The organism is Otariodibacter sp., assembly GCF_029256985.1.
In the GTDB taxonomy this organism is placed as follows: domain Bacteria; phylum Pseudomonadota; class Gammaproteobacteria; order Enterobacterales; family Pasteurellaceae; genus Otariodibacter.
On record NZ_JARIDQ010000052.1, the window covers coordinates 1 to 19,607 of the forward strand.

The window sequence follows — 19,607 nt, forward strand, 5'->3', positions numbered from 1 at the left end:
TATTATGCATACAATTTTCATCACTGGTGGAGCGGGGTTCATTGGCTCGGCAGTTATTCGTTATCTTTTGCAGAATACTCATCACACTGTGGTAAATATTGATAAATTGACCTATGCAGGAAATTTAGCCTCTTTGGATAGTATTCAGCATCATACAAACTATCATTTTGAGCAAGTAGATATTTGCGATCGAGAAAAGATCGCTCAACTATTTTCTCACTACCAACCGGATGCTGTAATGCACCTTGCTGCTGAGAGCCATGTTGATCGTTCTATTGATAAGCCAAGTGATTTTATTCAAACCAATATTATCGGTACTTATACATTACTTGAAATTAGCCGAGAGTATTATTCTCAACTTCTACCGGAAAAAAAATCGCAATTCCGCTTCCATCATATTTCTACCGATGAAGTCTTTGGGGATCTAGAGGATTCTGCAAAATTATTCACGGAACAGACCGCTTATTCACCTAATAGCCCTTATTCAGCCTCAAAAGCGGCAAGTGATCATTTAGTCCAAGCTTGGGGCGAAACCTATGGTTTACCCGTAGTTATCAGTAATTGTTCTAATAATTATGGTCCATTCCAATTTCCAGAAAAATTGATTCCATTAATGATTCTCAATGCTCTTCATGGTAAAACTTTACCTATTTATGGCAAAGGCGATCAAATTCGAGATTGGCTGTTTGTGGAAGATCATGCAAAAGCGCTTTATCGTGTTTTAACTCAAGGTAAAATTGGAGAACACTATAATATTGGTGGATGGAATGAAAAAACCAATATCGAAGTGGTTCAAGCGATTTGCCAGTTATTAAATATTGCAAAAAAAGAAGGTAAACTTACCGCTTACTCAGATTATATCAAAGACATAGAGGATTTTAGCTCGTTAATTCAATTTGTTACTGACCGACCCGGTCACGATAAACGCTATGCTATTGATGCTTCAAAAATAAAAATAGAATTGGGTTGGCAACCTGAAGAAATATTTGAAACGGGTTTAGCAAAAACAGTAGATTGGTATTTAGAAAATACACATTGGTGGCAACCTATTTTGGAACAACGCTATGCGGGACAACGATTAGGGGTAGATAATATATGAAAGGGATTATTTTAGCCGGTGGATCTGGCTCTCGCCTTTATCCGATAACTCGGGGGACGTCCAAACAGCTATTGCCTGTTTATGATAAGCCGATGATCTATTATCCACTTTCTGTGTTAATGCTTGCAGGTATTCGAGATATTCTAATTATCACCACTCCCGAAGATCAGGATAACTTTAAACGTTTATTAGGGGAAGGAGAAGATTTTGGCATCCATATTCAATATGCTGTACAACCGCAACCAACAGGTATTGTTGAAGCCTTTATCATTGGTGAACAATTTATTGCAGGTGATAATGTTTGTTTAGTCTTAGGCGATAATATTTTTTATGGACAAGCATTTACCCCAATGTTACAAAATGCAGCAAAACGAGAAGGAGCAACAATTTTTTGTTATCAAGTAAAAGATCCTGAGCGATTTGGTGTGGTAGAATTTGATCAACAATTTAAAGCGTTATCTATTGAAGAAAAGCCTTCTATCCCTAAATCAAACTGGGCAGTTACTGGGCTTTATTTTTATGATCATCGTGTAGTTGAATTATCTAAACAAATTACCCCTTCAGCACGGGGTGAGTTAGAAATCACAGCCTTAAACCAAAAATACCTTGAATTAGGTTTGCTCAATGTTCAATTACTTGGGCGAGGGTTCGCTTGGTTAGATACAGGCACTCATGAGAGCTTACATGAGGCTGCTTCTTTTGTTAAAGCGATAGAACACGTGCAAAATTTGCAAATTGCTTGTTTAGAGGAAATTGCATGGCGAAATGGTTGGCTTAATGATTCTCAAATTGAACAATTAGGACAGGCAATGGCGAAAACTGATTACGGACAATATTTGTTACGTCTGGTAAATGCGAATAAATAAGCATTCTGCTACTTTACTTGCACGACTCTCTAAGGTAGAATAACGCACCTTTTTTAGTTCTATGCTGCCGCCGATTGTGCAGCTTAATTTAAACAATATATATATCCTGAGGTGATGGCATATGCCAGTAATTAAAGTTCGTGAAAATGAATCATTTGACGTTGCATTACGTCGTTTCAAACGCTCTTGCGAAAAAGCGGGTATCTTAGCTGAAGTTCGTGCTCGTGAATTCTATGAAAAACCAGCAGCAGTTCGTAAACGTGAAAAAGCATCTTTAGCTAAACGTCATGCGAAACGTAACGCTCGTGAAAACGCACGTAATACTCGTTTATACTAATTAACGTTTTTCGTTTTTAGTTGAAGCCGTGAAACCGAATGGAATCACGGTTTCCTTGTTTATGCAGTTCTATTATTTTCAAGCGGTCGGTTTATTTCTTTATTTTGCAAAATAACGATCTGGGTTTCTTGTAGTTAAATGCCTTACAGTAAAGGAGATATCTAATGAAAGGTTCTATACCTCGCTCATTTATTGATGATCTCGTTGCTCGTACAGATATTGTTGATTTAATCAATAGCAGAGTGAAGTTGAAAAAAGCAGGTAGAGATTACCAAGCTTGTTGTCCATTCCATCATGAAAAAACACCTTCATTTACCGTAAGTCAAACTAAGCAGTTTTATCACTGTTTTGGTTGTGGGGCTCATGGTAATGCGATCAGTTTTTTAATGGAATATGACAAACTAGAATTTCCAGAGGCTATTGAAGAACTTGCTGCTCTGCATAATTTAGAGGTTCCTAGAGAAACCAATTCACATAGAGATAATACCTCTACAGTTAGCCTTAAAACTCGTCGCACACTATATGAATTACTTGATGAGGTTGCAAAATTCTATCAACAAAACCTAAAGCAGAATCAAGAAAGTCAGCAATATTTAGCAAAAAGGGGACTTTCTCCAGAAATTATTCAGCGGTTTGAAATAGGTTTCGTTCCTAATGCAATGGATACAGTGCTACGCAAATTTGGCACAAATCGAGAAGAAATTCAGAAATTACTTGATACGGGTATGCTATCGCAAAATGATCGCGGTAATACTTACGATCGTTTTCGTAATCGTATTATGTTCCCTATTCGTGATAAACGTGGTCGAGTGATAGCCTTTGGTGGTCGGGTTATGGGTGATGAAAAGCCGAAATATTTAAATTCGCCAGAATCCGCAACTTACCATAAAGGTAATGAATTATATGGCTTATACCAAGTGCTACAACATAATGAATCTCCTGAATCATTACTTGTTGTTGAAGGCTATATGGATGTTGTGGCACTTGCACAATATGATGTGAATAATGCAGTTGCCTCTTTAGGTACAGCAACAACCAGTGAACAAATTCAACAAATGTTCCGTTGCACAGAGCAAATAATTTGTTGCTATGATGGAGATCGTGCGGGTAAAGAAGCTGCATGGCGAGCATTAGAGAATGCTCTTCCACATTTATATGATGGGCGACAATTAAAATTTATTTTCTTACCTAATGGGGAGGATCCTGATTCTTTTGTACGAAAACAAGGGAAAGAAGGATTTGAGGAATATTTAACTAAAGCAATAACATTGAGTGATTTCCTATTTCAATCCCTCTTAGCGGAAGTCGATCTATCAACGAAAGAAGGACAATCAAAACTAGCTACATTAGCAGTGCCATTGATAAAACAAATACCGGGTGAAATTCTTCGTGTCTATTTACGTAATATTTTGGGGCAAAAATTAGGGCTAATCGATCCAGCTCAAATTGCTAACTTATTACCAGATCAACTAACGCATAAAACTAACCATGGAATCAATACCCCTAAAATAGAACGCACACCAATGCGTCTATTGATTGCGTTATTGCTACAAAATCCAGATTTAGCCAGTTTTGTTGATGAAGAAATTAGTTTATTTAAGACCCTTGATGAAAAAGGAATGCCTATTTTTTTATCACTGGTAGAGGTTTGTCATCAGAATATTGGGATAACCATGGGAGGATTACTAGAACATTTAAGAGATAATCCTCACTATAAACACCTTGAAATTTTAGCAAGTTGGCACCATCTAGTCTCTCCAGAGAATATAGAAGCAACTTTTAAAGATACTTTAGCTTTTTTTTATAATAAGTGGATTGATAAGAGTATTGAACAGCTACAGGCTAAAGATAGACAAGCAACACTAACTCGTGAAGAAAAAGCAATATTACAAGAGCTTATTAAAAATAAAAACAGCTAAAGATTGATTCTAACACTTTGGCAAATCTACATATAATAAATAAATAGTGATATAATTCGTCACTATTTGTTCTCACAGAAATGGATAAAAATATGGAACAACAATCTCAGTTAGAAGAAGAACAACAATCTCAATTAGAGCTTCTTATCGCACAAGGGCGAGAACAAGGCTATTTGACGCTTTCAGAAGTCCATGACCATTTGCCAGAAGAACTTGTCGATGCGGATCAAATTGAAGATATAATTCAAATGATCAATGATATGGGTATCAAAGTCCTAGAAGTAGCTCCTGATGCTGATGATCTAATGCTTTCTGAAGATATTCCCGATGAAGATATTGTAGAAGAAGCTGCGAAAGTTCTTTCTACTGTTGAATCAGAATTAGGTAGAACAACAGATCCTGTTCGTATGTATATGCGAGAAATGGGGACCGTTGAATTGTTAACGAGAGAAGGTGAAATTGATATTGCTAAACGCATTGAAGAGGGAATTAACATCGTTCAATGTGCTGTTGCTGAATATCCTGAAGCACTAACAAACTTTATTTCACGTTATCTTGAAGTTGAAGAAGGTACTCTACGTTTATCAGATTTAGTTACCGCTTTTGTTGATCCCAATGCAGAAGAAGAAAATGTAGAACTTGAAGAAATTATCGATGACTTAGACGATGAAGATAGTAATACAACAGTTACAGATGTTGATGATAGCGATGAAGAAGAAGATGATGATGATGATAGTAATTCAGATTCATCTGATGATAATTCTATCGATCCTGAATTAGCACGTGTAAAATTCTATGCATTGAGAGAACAACACGAAAAAGCATTACTTGCTATTCAAAAATATGGACGTACACATAAAACATCAAAAGCACATATTCAAGCGTTATCTGACGTTTTCCGAGAATTCCGACTTGTACCAAAGCAATTTGATCTACTTGTTGATTTTATGCAACAAATGATGAAGCAAGTACGTACAGAAGAGCGTAAAATTCAACGCTATGCTGTTGAGTATGCTCAAATGAAAAAATCAGATTTTATCAAGGCTTTCCAAGGTCATGAAACATCTGATGCATGGATTGATAAAGCAATTAATGCAAAACGTAACAGTGTACCAAGATTAGCAGATTATTCAGATAATATTCGTCTCAGTATTGCAAACTTAATTAAATTAGAAGAGCGTTCTGGGCTAACAATTAGCCAAATCCGTGAAATTGGTGGACGTATTTCTGAAGGCGAATTAAAAGCACGCCGAGCGAAGAAAGAGATGGTAGAAGCTAATTTACGTTTGGTTATCTCTATTGCTAAAAAATATACAAACCGTGGCTTACAATTCCTCGATCTGATTCAAGAAGGAAATATCGGTTTGATGAAAGCGGTAGATAAATTTGAATATCGTCGTGGTTATAAATTCTCAACCTATGCAACTTGGTGGATTCGTCAAGCAATCACTCGTTCTATTGCAGACCAAGCAAGAACAATTCGTATCCCAGTACATATGATTGAAACGATTAATAAACTGAATCGTATTTCTCGTCAATGTTTACAAGAAATGGGACGTGATGCAACACCAGAGGAATTAGCAGAAAAAATGGGAATGCCTGAAGATAAAATTCGTAAGGTATTAAAAATTGCGAAAGAACCAATTTCTATGGAAACACCGGTAGGTGATGATGATGACTCACATTTAGGTGATTTCATAGAAGATGGTACTTTAGAGTTGCCATTAGATTCTGCAACAGCAGAAAGTTTACGTTTAGCAACTAACGAAGTCTTAGAAGGTTTAACTCCTCGTGAGGCTAAAGTCCTTCGTATGCGTTTTGGAATTGATATGAATACTGATCATACTTTAGAAGAAGTCGGTAAACAATTTGATGTTACCCGAGAACGTATTCGTCAAATTGAAGCAAAAGCATTACGGAAACTTAGACATCCAAGCCGTTCAGAAACATTAAGAAGTTTCTTAGATGATTAATTTATTTCCCTCGTGATTTCTCACGAGGGATTTTTTTATATTAAGGACACTCAAATGAAAAAATCATTGTTAGCGATATTCGTTACATCTGTTTTTATTCTATCTGCTTGTGATGATCAACAATTATCACAAAAGCTAACAGATGCTGAACAAAAAATTACACAGTTAGAAACAGAATTAAAAGCGGTTCAAAGTGAATTAGCAGAAAAAAATAGTAGCAAAGTAGAAAATTCTCAAGATGTATTTCCTGCTTTGAATGTGGAAATAACAGAGCTTTTTAATAAATCAGAAAACCTTAAATTTAAACCAGATTCTGAAGATGAATTTGCTCGCAATGAATCTCAAATTGAGCTTTTTGCAACAACAGCTAACACGAATGTAGAGTGGTTAAACAGTTTACTACTTAAAGAAATTATTAATCATTATTCCGATGAAGATCAAGATCTTGGAGATAAAATTATTACAACCGAAAATGTGACTAATATGTTTTCATCCATGTATGAGAATTTTGTCAATGATGCTAAAGACTCTAGACCTATTGGACTAAGCGAAATAGAAATGACCAATTACTTAAGTCAACGTGGAAATATTGTCACATTTACTCAAAGTTATGACAGTTACACTGGTGGCGCCCACGGTATGAATTATACACGTTACCTTAATATTGATGTAAATAAAAAAGCCGTAATTCAACTCGATGATTTAATTGACCCAAGCAAGCAAGAGGAACTTAAAAATATATTGTGGCAAGATTATGTTTCAGAAAATACTGATGAAAGTGGGCAAGTCTCTACATTTATGACAGATAAAAATGAGTTTGAACTGAGTTCAGATTTCTACTTTACAGAAAATGGTATAAATTTTGTTTATCCTGTATATGTTTTAGGTCCATTTGCTGAAGGTCCAATTGAACTACATGCTTATTTCTCTGACATCAATGCACTATTGAAACCAGATTATCAACGTACTAAAAAAGATGGATTTAATATCTATCCAAATTCTATATTTTTTTAATTGATACGAACTTAAGAAGAAATGAGTGCTAAATCTCATTTCTTCTTTTTAGACAACCTATCAACTAAATCGCCTTTTCCTAAATATTGTGCTTCATCAAATTCAAAAACAGGTAAACCCAGTTTAAAACGAATTGCTAGTAAACGAATACTAAAACCAGATAAAAGAGTCAGTATCACAACAATATTTTGAGAAATACCAATTTCCAATAAGCCCACATAAATACAAGCCGATAAACAAGCGATACTGGCATAGAGTTCTTTTTGAAAAACTAATGGGATTCGATTACATAATAGATCTCGAAGGACACCGCCAAAAGCACCTGTAATAACTGCAGCAATGATTGCTATCACTAATCCATATCCCATATTTAATGCCACTTGTGCCCCGATAATAGAAAAGACGATTAAGCCTAACGCATCTAATACTAAAAATATGGTGCGGAAATATCCCAAAAAAGGAGCAATAAACATAGTAAAAACAGCTGCTATAGCAACAATTAAAAAATACTCAGGGTGAGCAACCCAACCTAATGGATAATGTCCAAGTAAAACATCACGGACAGATCCGCCACCAATTGCTGTGACTGAAGCAATAATGATGACACCAAACATATCCATTTTTTCCCTACCTGCTGCTAATGCACCTGTAATCGCCTCAGCAGTAATACCGATAATATAGAGAACAAAAAGCAACACTAAATCTTCCTATATAAAAAGACCGCTTGTCTTATACAAGCGGTCAGATTCAAATATTATTTTACAAATTTACTATGAACTTACCTACACCCAATTCATCTTCTTTTCGTGTACGTTCAATAACACTTTGTGGAGATTCTACAATACGTAATCCCATTTGATCTTCTGTACGTACAACCTCACCACGCAGAGAATTGGTATATACATCGGTAATTTTTACATCAACAAATTTACCAATCATATCTGGTGAACCTTGGAAGTTAACAATACGGTTAGTTTCCGTACGTCCTGTTAATTCCATTAAATCTTTCTTGGAAGGCCCTTCAACTAAAATACGCTGTTCAGTACCTAACATCGCACGGCTAAATTGCATTGCTTGATTATTAATACGTTGTTGTAAACGATAAAGACGTTCTTTTTTCTCATCTTCGCTTACATCATCAGGTAAATCAGAAGCAGGTGTACCGGGGCGAGCAGAATAAATAAAGCTAAAGCTCATATCAAAATTGACTTGTTCGATCACTTTCATTGTTTGCTCAAAGTCAGCATCCGTTTCACCAGGGAATCCCACAATAAAATCTGAGCTAATTTGAATATTTGGACGCACCGCTCGTAATTTACGAATGATCGCTTTATATTCTAATGCTGTATGATTACGTTTCATCATAGTTAATACACGATCAGAACCACTTTGAATCGGTAAATGTAAAAAACTAACTAATTCCGGTGTATCTCGATAAACCTCTATAATATCATCTGTAAATTCAATTGGATGACTTGTTGTGAAGCGTAAACGATCGATACCATCAATGGCTGCCACTAAGCGTAATAATTCAGCGAATGAGCAAATCTCTCCATCAAATGTTTCACCACGATAAGCATTCACATTTTGCCCTAATAAATTCACTTCACGCACACCTTGAGCGGCTAACTGAGCAATTTCAAATAGAATATCATCAACTGGGCGACTTACCTCTTCACCACGTGTATAAGGCACAACACAGAATGAACAGTATTTATTACAACCTTCCATAATTGAAACGAAAGCTGTCGGTCCTTCGGCTCTTGGTTCAGGCAAGCGGTCAAACTTTTCAATTTCAGGGAAACTTATATCCACAATTGGAGCAGTACGATCACCACGAATACGATTAATCATTTCTGGCAAACGATGAAGTGTTTGTGGTCCAAAAACAATATCAACAAATGGCGCACGATGACGAATATGTTCTCCCTCTTGAGATGCAACACATCCTCCAACACCAATAACTAAATTTGGTTTATTCTTTTTAAAATTCTTCCAACGCCCAAGTTGGTGGAATACTTTTTCTTGTGCTTTTTCACGAATCGAGCAAGTATTTAATAGCAAGACATCAGCTTCTTCAGCATTCTCTGTAAGTTCAAAACCATGTGTGCTATTAAGCAAATCTGCCATTTTTGATGAGTCATACTCATTCATTTGGCAGCCCCACGTTTTTATATGTAATTTTTGTGTCATAGTATAAATAGGTAATAAGGAAATCAAAGTTAAAAAGTTAAACGTAAAATGAAATCCTTTACGTTTGTAGATGTGTCATTCTACTCGTTTGAATACTGAATGGCTATAGGAAACAGAAACCACGACAATGCGTGGTTCCCTACACACAATACAGATTGAATTATTTAAATAAAGTTAACACTACGCTTTCACCCTGAATCACTTCACCAGATTCTTTATGAAGATTAGAAATTTCATCCATATTAGAAATGACAACAGGTGTAAGAATTGATTTTGCTTTGGTTTCAAGTAATGCTAAATCAAATTTAATGATTGGATCACCAACTTTAACTTTTTGGCCTTCTTCTGCAACACGAGCAAAACCTTCACCTTTTAGCTCAACAGTATCAATACCAAAGTGAACAAATAATTCAATACCTTCATCTGATTCAATAGAAAATGCATGATTTGTTTCAAAAATTTTACCAATTGTTCCGTTAACCGGAGCAGCAATTGAATCTCCATTTGGACGAATAGCAATGCCATCACCCACTATTTTTTCTGAGAAAACAACATCTGGAACATCTTCAATATTAACAATTTCACCTGAGAGCGGGGCATAAATCTTTACTTCTTTTGATGCCACATCTTTTTTGCCACCAAAAAGTTTATCTAAGAAACCCATAATTCAAATCTCCATTATATTAAATGAACAAAATAATTCTATATTTTATACGAGAATTTTGTTTTTGTATCTACTAATTAGTTAAGTTTTTGATAGAACTCATTAACTAATTTTTCAATATCTGCAGCTGTTGGCTGCTTTAGAGCTTCCTCAGCAAGTTTTTTCGCATCCGCATAATTTACACTACGCACCAATTTCTTAATATGAGGTACAGAAATTCCACTCATACTAAATTCATCTAGTCCCATTCCTAGCAATAAAGCAGTAGCTCGGCTATCACCAGCAAGTTCTCCACACATTCCAGTCCATTTACCTTCAGCATGAGAAGCATCAATCACTTGTTTAATTAAGTTTAATACTGATGGTGACATTGGATTATACATATGTGCAATCATTTCATTACCACGATCAACCGCTAATGTATATTGTGTTAAATCGTTCGTTCCAATACTAAAGAAATCAACTTCTTTCGCAAGATGATGAGCATTAACAGCAGCTGATGGAGTTTCTACCATTACACCTACTTGAATGTTTTCATCAAAAGCAACTCCTTCTGAACGTAATTCTGCTTTTAATTCATTAATAATGCTTTTTAATTCACGAATTTCTTCTACTGAAATAATCATCGGGAACATTACCGCAAGTTTACCAAAAGCTGATGCTCTTAATACTGCACGTAATTGAGTATTTAGAATTTCACGACGAGTTAAACCAATACGGACAGCTCGCCAACCTAAAAATGGATTCATCTCTTTCGGGAAATTCATATAGGGTAATTCTTTATCTCCACCAATATCCATCGTTCTAAGAATAACAACCTTACCTTCCATTGCTTCAACTACTTCTTTATAAGCTTCGAATTGTTCTTCTTCACTAGGTAAAGCACTACGATCCATAAATAGAAACTCTGTACGATACAAACCAACCCCTTCACCACCATTGCGAAGTACACCATTTACATCACGAATTGTACCGATATTTCCAACAACTTCGATACGATGACCATCTACAGTTTCTGCAGGTAATTCTTTTAATTTTGCTAACTCAGCTTTTTCACTTGCTTCTTTTTCTTGCTGGGCTTTAAATTTGTTAATCTGTTCTTCTGAAGGATTAATATGAATTTGATTATTGGTTGCATCTAAAATAATCAAATCACCTGTTTTCACTTTTTTAGTAATATTGTTTGTCCCAACAATTGCTGGTAATTCCAACGAACGAGCCATGATGGAAGTATGCGAAGTTCTACCACCAATATCAGTAATAAAACCAAGAACTTTATCTAAATTAAGTTGAGCCGTTTCTGACGGTGTTAAATCATAGGCAACTAAAATAGATTCTTCTTTAATATCACCAAGATCAACAATATGCATATTCAATATATTACGAATCAAACGATTACCAATATCACGCATATCACCAGCACGTTCTTTCAAATACTCATCATCAATTTCAGCAAGCATTGAGGCTTGCATATTAATTACTTTATTTGTTGCAACTTCGGCAGTAACTAGATGTTCTTTAAGATAAGCTAAAATTTCTTCTTCGAGTTCTTCATCTTCCAAGATCATTAAATGACCTTCAAAAATAGCCTCTTTTTCTTCACCTAAAGTACGTCTTGCTTTTTCTTTAATTTTGGTTAATTGTTCAACTGCCTTTTCTCTTCCTGTGAAAAATCTTGCTTTTTCTGCTTCAACTTGGTCTGGGGTAATCTTTTGAGTATTTAAAATGATTGGCTCATCTTTTAATACAAGTGCTTTACCAAACACTACGCCAGGAGAAGCTGCGATACCAGTAATCATAATTGAATCCTTGATTGAAAATAATAGACTCATGCTTAAAGCATAAACGACTTCGTTGCAAAAGATGAATTTTTACTCCATCTACATAACAACAAAGTCGAAAATTGGAAAATAAAATTATTCTAGTGTTGGGATAAGATCAACTAAAAAATCGACAGCTTTTTGCTCATCTTCACCTTCTGCAGAAATTGAAATTACTGTACCTTGAGTTAATCCTAATGTTTGTAATTTAAACAAACTTTTTGCACTTGCACTTTTACCGCCAGAAGTTACTGTAATATCTGACGTAAATCCTTTAGCTGCTTTAACAAACTCGGCAGCTGGACGGGTATGTAAACCATTTGGTGCAACAATTGTGACATCTTTTGAGTACATAAAAAATTCCTCTTTTGAATCATATAAATTTTAATTAAATGTATAATTATGCAGTACGATAGAACTACATATAACGGAGTAACTTTACTACAAAATGTCTTGAAATACACGATAAAAAAATTTTTAAAACACAACAATTCTTATCATAATGGAGTTATTTTAAGCAAAAAAACTAAATTTTTGATTTGGATTATCATAATAAAATAATTATTTTATATTGAGCATACTTTTTATACTTTAAATTTTAATTGCATTTATTTTTAAAATCTTGTATTTATCCATTCTATCACAAGCGTAACTTAATATTTCAGGAGAATGATATGCAAAATGTCGGTTTCGTTGGATGGCGAGGAATGGTGGGTTCAGTTTTAATGGATCGTATGGTCCAAGAAAATAATTTTACCAACATTAATCCTGTCTTTTTCACTACTTCACAAGCGGGTCAAAAATCCCCAATCTTTGCCGGCAAAGATGCAGGCGAACTTAAAAATGCCTTTGATATCGAGGAACTAAAAAAATTAGATATTATCGTAACTTGTCAAGGTGGTGATTATACCAATGAAGTTTATCCAAAATTAAAAGCAACAGGCTGGAATGGTTACTGGATTGATGCAGCTTCTGCTTTACGAATGAAAGATGATGCTATCATTGTACTTGATCCGGTCAATCAAAATGTGATTGATGAAGGATTAAAAAACGGTATTAAAACCTTTGTTGGTGGTAACTGTACTGTTAGCCTAATGCTAATGGCAATCGGTGGGTTATTTGAGCATGATTTAGTGGAATGGGTTTCAGTGGCAACCTACCAAGCAGCATCAGGTGCTGGCGCTAAAAATATGCGTGAATTAGTTGCACAAATGGGGTTATTAGAAAACGCGGTATCTGCTGAATTAACCGATCCTGCTACTTCTATTCTTGATATCGAACGTAAAGTAGCTGCTGAAATGCGCAGTGATAACTTCCCAACTGATAATTTTGGTGCACCTCTTGCAGGTAGTTTAATACCTTGGATTGATAAGCTCTTACCAGAAACAGGACAAACAAAAGAAGAATGGAAAGGTTATGCAGAAACCAATAAAATTCTTGGACTAAGTGATAATCCAATCGCAGTTGATGGTTTATGTGTACGTATTGGGTCATTACGTTGCCACAGCCAAGCGTTTACGATTAAACTGAAAAAAGATTTACCATTAGAAGAAATCGAACAAATTATCGCAAACCATAATGAATGGGTAAAAGTGATCCCAAACGATAAAGAAACAACATTGCGTGAACTTACTCCAGCAAAAGTGACTGGGACATTAAGCGTACCAGTTGGACGTTTACGTAAATTAGCAATGGGGCCAGAATATTTGGCAGCATTCACTGTTGGCGACCAACTATTGTGGGGAGCAGCAGAACCTGTTCGCCGTATTTTAGTCCAATTAGTCAAATAATAAATAATTTCCTCTATCAAGCGGTAAGATCCTTGCAAAATTTTGTAAAAATCTGACCGCTTGTTCTTTGTTCTTCCTGTTAATTCTCAATTTAATCACTAAACAGGTTATAATAACCTATTAGTTTATACTCTAACTTAAGGGATTTATGACACATCAAGAACAAACAACACCTTATCAAAATACGCCAACTATTGCTATCGTAGCAGGTGAAATCTCTGGTGATATTTTGGGAGAAGGTCTAATCAATGCACTCAAAATCCACTACCCTAATGCAAAATTTATCGGGGTTGCAGGACCTAAAATGTTAGCTGCGGGTTGTGAATCATTATTTGATATGGAAGATATTGCAGTCATGGGGTTAGCCGAAGTCGTTAAGCATCTGCCTCGATTATTGCAACGTCGCAAGCAAGTCATTAATACAATGCTAGAATTAAAACCTGATATTTTTATCGGTATTGATGCGCCTGATTTCAATATTAGTATTGAAGAGAAATTAAAAGCCAATGAGATCAAAACGATCCATTATGTTAGCCCTTCTGTATGGGCATGGCGTCAAAATCGAGTCCACAAAATTGCACGAGCTACAAATTTAGTTCTCGCTTTTCTTCCTTTTGAAAAAGCATTTTATGATAAGTTTAATGTGCCTTGTCGCTTTATTGGACATACAATGGCAGATGCAATTGCATTAAAGCCTAATCGTGCAGAAGCTTGTCAATTATTGCAACTTGATGAAACACAACGTTATATGGCAATTTTAGTTGGTAGTCGTACTAGTGAAGTGGAGTTCTTAGCGGAACCTTTCTTACAAACTGCCTTATTGCTGAAACAGCGTTATCCAGAATTAAAATTCCTAGTGCCTCTCGTCAATGATAAACGAATCGCCCAATTTGAAGCGATTAAGCAAAAAATTGCTCCTGAGCTTGAAATGATTATTTTAAAAGGACAGGCTCGATCAGCAATGACTATCGCAGAAGCGACACTATTAGCCTCGGGAACGGCAGCTCTAGAAGCGATGTTATGCAAATCACCAATGGTAGTGGGTTACAAAATGAAAAATACAACCCATTGGCTCGCCAAGAAATTAGTCAAAACAGATTATATTTCTTTACCAAATTTATTAGCAAACTCACCGCTTGTCCCTGAGTTAATTCAAGAAGAATGTACGCCTGAAAATTTAGCTGAAAAGCTGGATGTTTATCTTTCTGATAAACCTGAAAATGTATTACTGAAAAATGAATTAAAACAATCCTTTATTCAATTACATCAAAAAATTCAATGTAATGCTGATGCACAAGCAGCACAAGCAGTTATCGATTTATTAAATGAATCTAATACGCAAATTTAAGAATCATAAAAATAAAAAAACACCCTACAAAAATAGTCTCGTAGGGTGCTACACGTCTTAACAAGTCTTTTAATTTATCTTGACGTAGTTAATTCAACTTCTGCATCTGGTTCATGAGTAATTCTATTACGTAAATCACGACGAATAACCTCAATAGTCCAGAACCAGAAAATATGTCCAACTAATTCTGAAATGTGTTCATATAAAGGCCAATCTGCTACTGGTGGAGTTAAGCCCATTAAAGGGAAAGTAATGTAATGCACACAAACGTCTGCAATTAAACCTGCACCAATACCTTGCCAAAATTTTACTTTAGGGAAACGTTCTGCAACCACACAGTATGCAATTGCAAATACTAATGAGAATGTAATATGAGTTACACCAATCCAATCAAAACCATGATCAGCAAATGTAAACACAGCTTGTGTAGGATCGATTCCAATGTAATCACGTAAGAAAACATGTGGTGGATTTAAAAATGCACGTGAACACACTTCTAAAGCTTGTGAAGGATCTTGACAAGCTGCAGTAAATAAATCTAAAGGGCTACGTGGTGGAAATGGGTGTTCTGCGCCCCATTTAACAAACGCTGAAATAAGACCAGCGATAATTCCAACAAACACGGCTAAACCATAGCGACGACGCGAGGGATTCGTTTGTTCAAATATATTCATACAACATCCTTAAAATAACAAATTACAATAAATCATTTAGTCTTATTTGATAACCCAAAATAGCTAGCAATAAAACGATAACATTTTGGATTCTTTGTATAAAAAATTCAAGCAGTTTTTAATAAAACTTTTCTTTATGAATAAAATGTTATAAAAGCATTACGATTAATAAATTTATATTTAAAAAATGTTAAAAATTGATAAAAATAATTATATTAAAATTGAATGAGCCTGTTTCTATAATAAGCTACTTGCAAATTATAAGTTCATAAAATAAACCTTAAAATCAACTTTGCTATTTTGAATGCAAACGTTTGCTTAATCCGTTATAATTAGCCCAAAATTTTTTTATTTCTTTTATGGAACAAACAATGACAGTAAAAACTTTCCGTGGATCACCTGCTTTATCAGAATTTCGTTTAAATCAACTGGCACAAAAATTTCAACAACACCAACTGCCAATCAAATCGGTGTATGCAGAATATTTGCATTTTGCTGACTTAAACTCACCGCTTGCAACAGCACAAGAAGAAAAATTAAGTGCCTTATTGCATTATGGCCCAACCCTTGCAGAACACGATCCTGTTGGTTTTTGCTTAATTGTTACCCCTCGTGTTGGCACAATTTCATCTTGGTCATCTAAAGCGACCGATATTGCACATAATTGTGGATTAAATGAAGTAAACCGTATTGAACGTGGTTTAGCTTACTATTTTGAATTTACTGCAAAACCAACGGAAGATCAGCTAGAAACACTTAAAGGCTTATTACACGATAGAATGCTTGAAACTGTGTTAGATAGCGTAGAACAAGGCAGTCATTTATTTGCTCAACACGAACCAAAACCTTTCACAACAGTTGACGTATTAAAAGGTGGTCGTGAAGCCTTAGTAGCTGCAAATGTGGAATTAGGTTTAGCCTTAGCAGAAGATGAAATTGATTATTTAGTTGAAAACTTTACTGCACTAGGACGCAATCCAAACGATATCGAACTCTATATGTTCGCTCAAGCAAACTCTGAACATTGTCGCCATAAAATCTTTAATGCAGACTGGACAATCGATGGTAAACAACAAGATAAATCATTATTTAAGATGATTAAAAACACCTTCGAAAAAACACCAGATCACGTTTTATCTGCTTATAAAGATAATGCTGCCGTAATGGAAGGCTCAACAGTCGGTCGTTTCTTCCCTGATCAAGATGGACAATATCGCTATCATCAAGAAGATGCACACATCTTAATGAAAGTTGAAACACACAACCACCCTACTGCCATTTCACCATTCCCGGGTGCTGCAACAGGTTCTGGTGGTGAAATTCGTGATGAAGGAGCAACAGGTCGTGGTGCAAAACCGAAAGCTGGTTTAACAGGGTTCTCCGTATCTAATCTAGTGATCCCGAATTTTGAACAACCTTGGGAAGGCCCGCTTTCTAAACCAAATCGTATTGCCTCTGCTTTAGATATTATGATCGAAGGTCCTCTCGGTGGTGCAGCATTTAATAATGAATTTGGTCGCCCTGCATTACTTGGTTACTTCCGTACCTATGAAGAAAAAGTGAATAGCTTTGCGGGCGAAGAAGTGCGTGGTTACCATAAACCAATTATGTTAGCTGGTGGTATTGGGAATATTCGTGCAGAACACGTACAAAAAGGTGAAATCCCAGTCGGTGCGAAATTAATCGTACTGGGCGGGCCTGCAATGAATATCGGTTTAGGTGGTGGAGCTGCCTCTTCTATGGCATCAGGTAAATCTAAAGAAGATTTAGACTTCGCCTCTGTGCAACGTGAAAATCCAGAAATGGAACGTCGTTGCCAAGAAGTGATCGACCGTTGTTGGCAATTAGGCGACGAAAACCCTATCCTCTTTATTCACGATGTGGGTGCAGGTGGCCTATCTAACGCAATGCCAGAATTAGTACACGATGGCGATCGTGGTGGTAAATTCGATTTACGCAAAATCTTATCTGATGAAAAAGGGATGTCGCCATTAGAAATTTGGTGTAATGAATCACAAGAACGCTATGTATTAGCCGTTTCACCAGACAAATTAGATCTGTTTACTGCATTATGTGAGCGTGAACGTGCGCCATTTGCGGTGATCGGCGAAGCAACCGAAGAAAAACATCTAACCTTAGCAGACGATCATTTCCACAATAAACCGATCGATTTACCGATGAATGTATTACTCGGCAAAACACCTAAAATGCATCGTGATGTTTCGTCAAAAACTGTAACGAACTCACCGCTTGCACAAGATGGTATTCAATTAAAAGATGCCCTTCATCGTGTATTACGTTTACCGGTTGTGGCAGAAAAAACCTTCTTAATTACTATTGGTGACCGCTCTGTTACCGCAATGGTGGCTCGTGACCAAATGGTCGGTCCTTGGCAAATCCCTGTGGCAGACTGTGCTGTAACCACGGCAAGTTTAGACACTTACCACGGTGAAGCGATGTCAATGGGCGAACGTGCACCTGTGGCATTACTCGACTTTGGCGCATCTGCTCGTTTAGCGGTAGCTGAATCGATCACTAATATTGCTGCAACAGATATTGGCGATATCAAACGTATTAAACTTTCTGCAAACTGGATGTCAGCGGCAGGACACGATGGAGAAGATGCTGGTTTATATGAAGCAGTAAAAGCCGTTGGGGAAGAACTTTGTCCTACACTTGGCATTACTATTCCAGTGGGTAAAGACTCAATGTCAATGCGTACCACTTGGGAAGAAAATGGCGAACAAAAAGCAGTAACTGCACCACTTTCATTAGTTATCACAGCCTTTGCTCGTGTAGAAGATGTGCGTAAAACCGTTACTCCGCAACTTCGTACAGACAAAGGGGCAACTCGCTTATTATTAATCGACTTAGGCGAAGGTAAAAACCGCTTAGGTGCAACCGCATTAGCACAAGTTTACAAACAATTAGGCGACAAACCAGCGGATGTGGTGAATGTTGAAACCTTGAAAAACTTCTTTAATGCAATGCAAGCCTTAGTGGCACAACAAAAATTACTCGCTTACCACGACCGTTCTGATGGTGGTTTAATCACTACCCTTGCTGAAATGGCATTCGCAGGAAATTGTGGTGTGGAAGTGGATATCAGTGCATTAGGCGATGACGATCTTGCGGTACTATTCAATGAAGAATTGGGTGCAGTAATTCAAATTGCCGACAGCGAATTTAATAATGTGCGTGAAATTCTACAAGCACACAACTTACTTTCAGTGACTAAAGAATTAGGCGCAGTGATTGATGAAGATCGCTTTGAAATTACTCGCGGTACTCGCAAGCTCTTAACAGAAAAACGTTCTGAATTACGTGGAATTTGGGCAGAATTAACTCACCAAATGCAACGCTTACGTGATAACCCAGAATGTGCCGACCAAGAATTTGCAACCAAGAAAGATCCAAATAACAAAGGATTATCTGCACACTTAACTTACGATATCAATGAAGACATTACCGCTCCTTATATCAATAAAGGAGTAAAACCAACAGTTGCAATCTTGCGTGAACAAGGGGTAAACAGCCATTATGAAATGGCAGCCGCTTTCGACCGTGCAGGCTTTAATGCGATTGATGTACATATGAGCGATTTAATGGCAGGCAGACAACACTTAAAAGACTTTAATGCGTTAGTCGCTTGTGGTGGGTTCTCTTATGGAGACGTACTCGGTGCAGGCGGTGGTTGGGCGAAATCCATTTTATTCAACCCAATGCTACGTGATCAATTTAGTCAATTCTTCGCGAATCCAAATACATTGGCTCTTGGTGTATGTAATGGTTGCCAAATGGTATCTAACCTTGCTGAAATTATTCCGGGTACAGAAAACTGGCCTCGCTTTGTTCGCAACAAATCAGAGCGTTTTGAAGCTCGTGTTGGCTTAGTACGTATCAACGAAAC

General features: G+C 36.4%; 15 protein-coding genes. 9 read left to right on the plus strand and 6 right to left on the minus strand.

Translation table 11 applies throughout. The features are described from left to right. Positions 1 to 4: 4 nt before the first annotated feature. From rfbB to Q1J40_RS05545, 6 genes are all read left to right on the plus strand, one after another. Positions 5 to 1,099 (plus strand): dTDP-glucose 4,6-dehydratase, encoded by a 1,095-nt coding sequence (gene rfbB / locus Q1J40_RS05520; protein ID WP_301099066.1) that lies wholly within the window; start codon positions 5 to 7, stop codon positions 1,097 to 1,099. Next, positions 1,096 to 1,965 (plus strand): glucose-1-phosphate thymidylyltransferase RfbA, encoded by an 870-nt coding sequence (gene rfbA, locus Q1J40_RS05525; RefSeq protein WP_301099053.1) that lies wholly within the window; start codon positions 1,096 to 1,098, stop codon positions 1,963 to 1,965. Before rfbB ends, rfbA begins: the two co-directional genes overlap by 4 nt. Positions 1,966 to 2,086: 121 nt before the next feature. After that, the gene (gene rpsU / locus Q1J40_RS05530) at positions 2,087 to 2,302 is read left to right on the plus strand and encodes a 30S ribosomal protein S21 (protein ID WP_121124374.1); all 216 of its coding nucleotides are present in this window, start codon (positions 2,087 to 2,089) and stop codon (positions 2,300 to 2,302) included. 164 nt (positions 2,303 to 2,466) lie between these two features. Next, positions 2,467 to 4,221 (plus strand): DNA primase, encoded by a 1,755-nt coding sequence (gene dnaG, locus Q1J40_RS05535; protein ID WP_301099054.1) that lies wholly within the window; start codon positions 2,467 to 2,469, stop codon positions 4,219 to 4,221. 92 nt (positions 4,222 to 4,313) lie between these two features. After that, a complete protein-coding gene (gene rpoD / locus Q1J40_RS05540; protein ID WP_301099055.1) occupies positions 4,314 to 6,194 on the plus strand; it encodes an RNA polymerase sigma factor RpoD in 1,881 nt (626 codons plus the stop codon). A gap of 54 nt (positions 6,195 to 6,248) precedes the next feature. Continuing rightward, the gene (locus tag Q1J40_RS05545) at positions 6,249 to 7,208 is read left to right on the plus strand and encodes a DUF3298 domain-containing protein (protein WP_301099056.1); all 960 of its coding nucleotides are present in this window, start codon (positions 6,249 to 6,251) and stop codon (positions 7,206 to 7,208) included. 35 nt (positions 7,209 to 7,243) lie between these two features. Here the strand turns inward: Q1J40_RS05545 and Q1J40_RS05550 are convergent, their stop codons facing one another. The 5 genes from Q1J40_RS05550 to ptsH all read right to left on the minus strand — a co-directional run bounded on the left by Q1J40_RS05550 (position 7,244) and on the right by ptsH (position 12,239). Continuing rightward, positions 7,244 to 7,906, minus strand: a complete 663-nt coding sequence (locus Q1J40_RS05550) for a trimeric intracellular cation channel family protein (protein ID WP_301099057.1) — start codon at positions 7,904 to 7,906, stop codon at positions 7,244 to 7,246. 61 nt (positions 7,907 to 7,967) lie between these two features. Further along, entirely contained in the window at positions 7,968 to 9,401 is a 1,434-nt protein-coding gene (gene miaB, locus Q1J40_RS05555) for a tRNA (N6-isopentenyl adenosine(37)-C2)-methylthiotransferase MiaB (protein WP_301099058.1), read from the minus strand. Positions 9,402 to 9,561: 160 nt separating this feature from the next. Continuing rightward, positions 9,562 to 10,065: a PTS glucose transporter subunit IIA gene (gene crr / locus Q1J40_RS05560; protein ID WP_301099059.1), complete on the minus strand. Its 504-nt coding sequence runs from the start codon at positions 10,063 to 10,065 to the stop codon at positions 9,562 to 9,564. 77 nt (positions 10,066 to 10,142) lie between these two features. Next, complete coding sequence (gene ptsI, locus Q1J40_RS05565; RefSeq protein WP_301099060.1) at positions 10,143 to 11,864, minus strand: phosphoenolpyruvate-protein phosphotransferase PtsI; 1,722 nt, start codon at positions 11,862 to 11,864, stop codon at positions 10,143 to 10,145. Between the two features lie 117 nt (positions 11,865 to 11,981). After that, a complete protein-coding gene (gene ptsH / locus Q1J40_RS05570; RefSeq protein WP_301099061.1) occupies positions 11,982 to 12,239 on the minus strand; it encodes a phosphocarrier protein Hpr in 258 nt (85 codons plus the stop codon). A 320-nt stretch (positions 12,240 to 12,559) separates the two neighbouring features. Here ptsH and asd point away from each other — a divergent pair, with 320 nt between their 5' ends. Together asd and lpxB are read left to right on the plus strand one after the other, a co-directional pair. Further along, a complete protein-coding gene (gene asd / locus Q1J40_RS05575; protein WP_301099062.1) occupies positions 12,560 to 13,675 on the plus strand; it encodes an aspartate-semialdehyde dehydrogenase in 1,116 nt (371 codons plus the stop codon). A gap of 148 nt (positions 13,676 to 13,823) precedes the next feature. Beyond that, a complete protein-coding gene (lpxB, locus tag Q1J40_RS05580) occupies positions 13,824 to 15,023 on the plus strand; it encodes a lipid-A-disaccharide synthase (RefSeq protein ID WP_301099063.1) in 1,200 nt (399 codons plus the stop codon). 74 nt (positions 15,024 to 15,097) lie between these two features. Here lpxB and Q1J40_RS05585 read toward each other — a convergent pair whose 3' ends face one another. Next, the gene (locus tag Q1J40_RS05585) at positions 15,098 to 15,697 is read right to left on the minus strand and encodes a YagU family protein (protein ID WP_301099064.1); all 600 of its coding nucleotides are present in this window, start codon (positions 15,695 to 15,697) and stop codon (positions 15,098 to 15,100) included. Positions 15,698 to 16,068: 371 nt separating this feature from the next. Here Q1J40_RS05585 and purL point away from each other — a divergent pair. Continuing rightward, positions 16,069 to 19,607, plus strand: a 3,539-nt coding sequence (gene purL, locus Q1J40_RS05590) for a phosphoribosylformylglycinamidine synthase (protein WP_301099065.1), incomplete at its 3' end; no start/stop codon positions are given.

Bases quoted from the DNA above. Each gene is read 5' to 3' on its own strand.
- lpxB (WP_301099063.1), top strand. From the start codon at position 13,824: ATGACACATCAAGAACAAACAACACCTTATCAAAATACGCCAACTATT.
- rpoD (WP_301099055.1), top strand. From the start codon at position 4,314: ATGGAACAACAATCTCAGTTAGAAGAAGAACAACAATCTCAATTAGAG.
- miaB (WP_301099058.1), bottom strand. From the start codon at position 9,401: ATGACACAAAAATTACATATAAAAACGTGGGGCTGCCAAATGAATGAG.
- rpsU (WP_121124374.1), top strand. From the start codon at position 2,087: ATGCCAGTAATTAAAGTTCGTGAAAATGAATCATTTGACGTTGCATTA.
- asd (WP_301099062.1), top strand. From the start codon at position 12,560: ATGCAAAATGTCGGTTTCGTTGGATGGCGAGGAATGGTGGGTTCAGTT.
- ptsI (WP_301099060.1), bottom strand. From the start codon at position 11,864: ATGATTACTGGTATCGCAGCTTCTCCTGGCGTAGTGTTTGGTAAAGCA.
- crr (WP_301099059.1), bottom strand. From the start codon at position 10,065: ATGGGTTTCTTAGATAAACTTTTTGGTGGCAAAAAAGATGTGGCATCA.
- rfbB (WP_301099066.1), top strand. From the start codon at position 5: ATGCATACAATTTTCATCACTGGTGGAGCGGGGTTCATTGGCTCGGCA.
- Q1J40_RS05545 (WP_301099056.1), top strand. From the start codon at position 6,249: ATGAAAAAATCATTGTTAGCGATATTCGTTACATCTGTTTTTATTCTA.
- rfbA (WP_301099053.1), top strand. From the start codon at position 1,096: ATGAAAGGGATTATTTTAGCCGGTGGATCTGGCTCTCGCCTTTATCCG.
- dnaG (WP_301099054.1), top strand. From the start codon at position 2,467: ATGAAAGGTTCTATACCTCGCTCATTTATTGATGATCTCGTTGCTCGT.
- Q1J40_RS05585 (WP_301099064.1), bottom strand. From the start codon at position 15,697: ATGAATATATTTGAACAAACGAATCCCTCGCGTCGTCGCTATGGTTTA.
- ptsH (WP_301099061.1), bottom strand. From the start codon at position 12,239: ATGTACTCAAAAGATGTCACAATTGTTGCACCAAATGGTTTACATACC.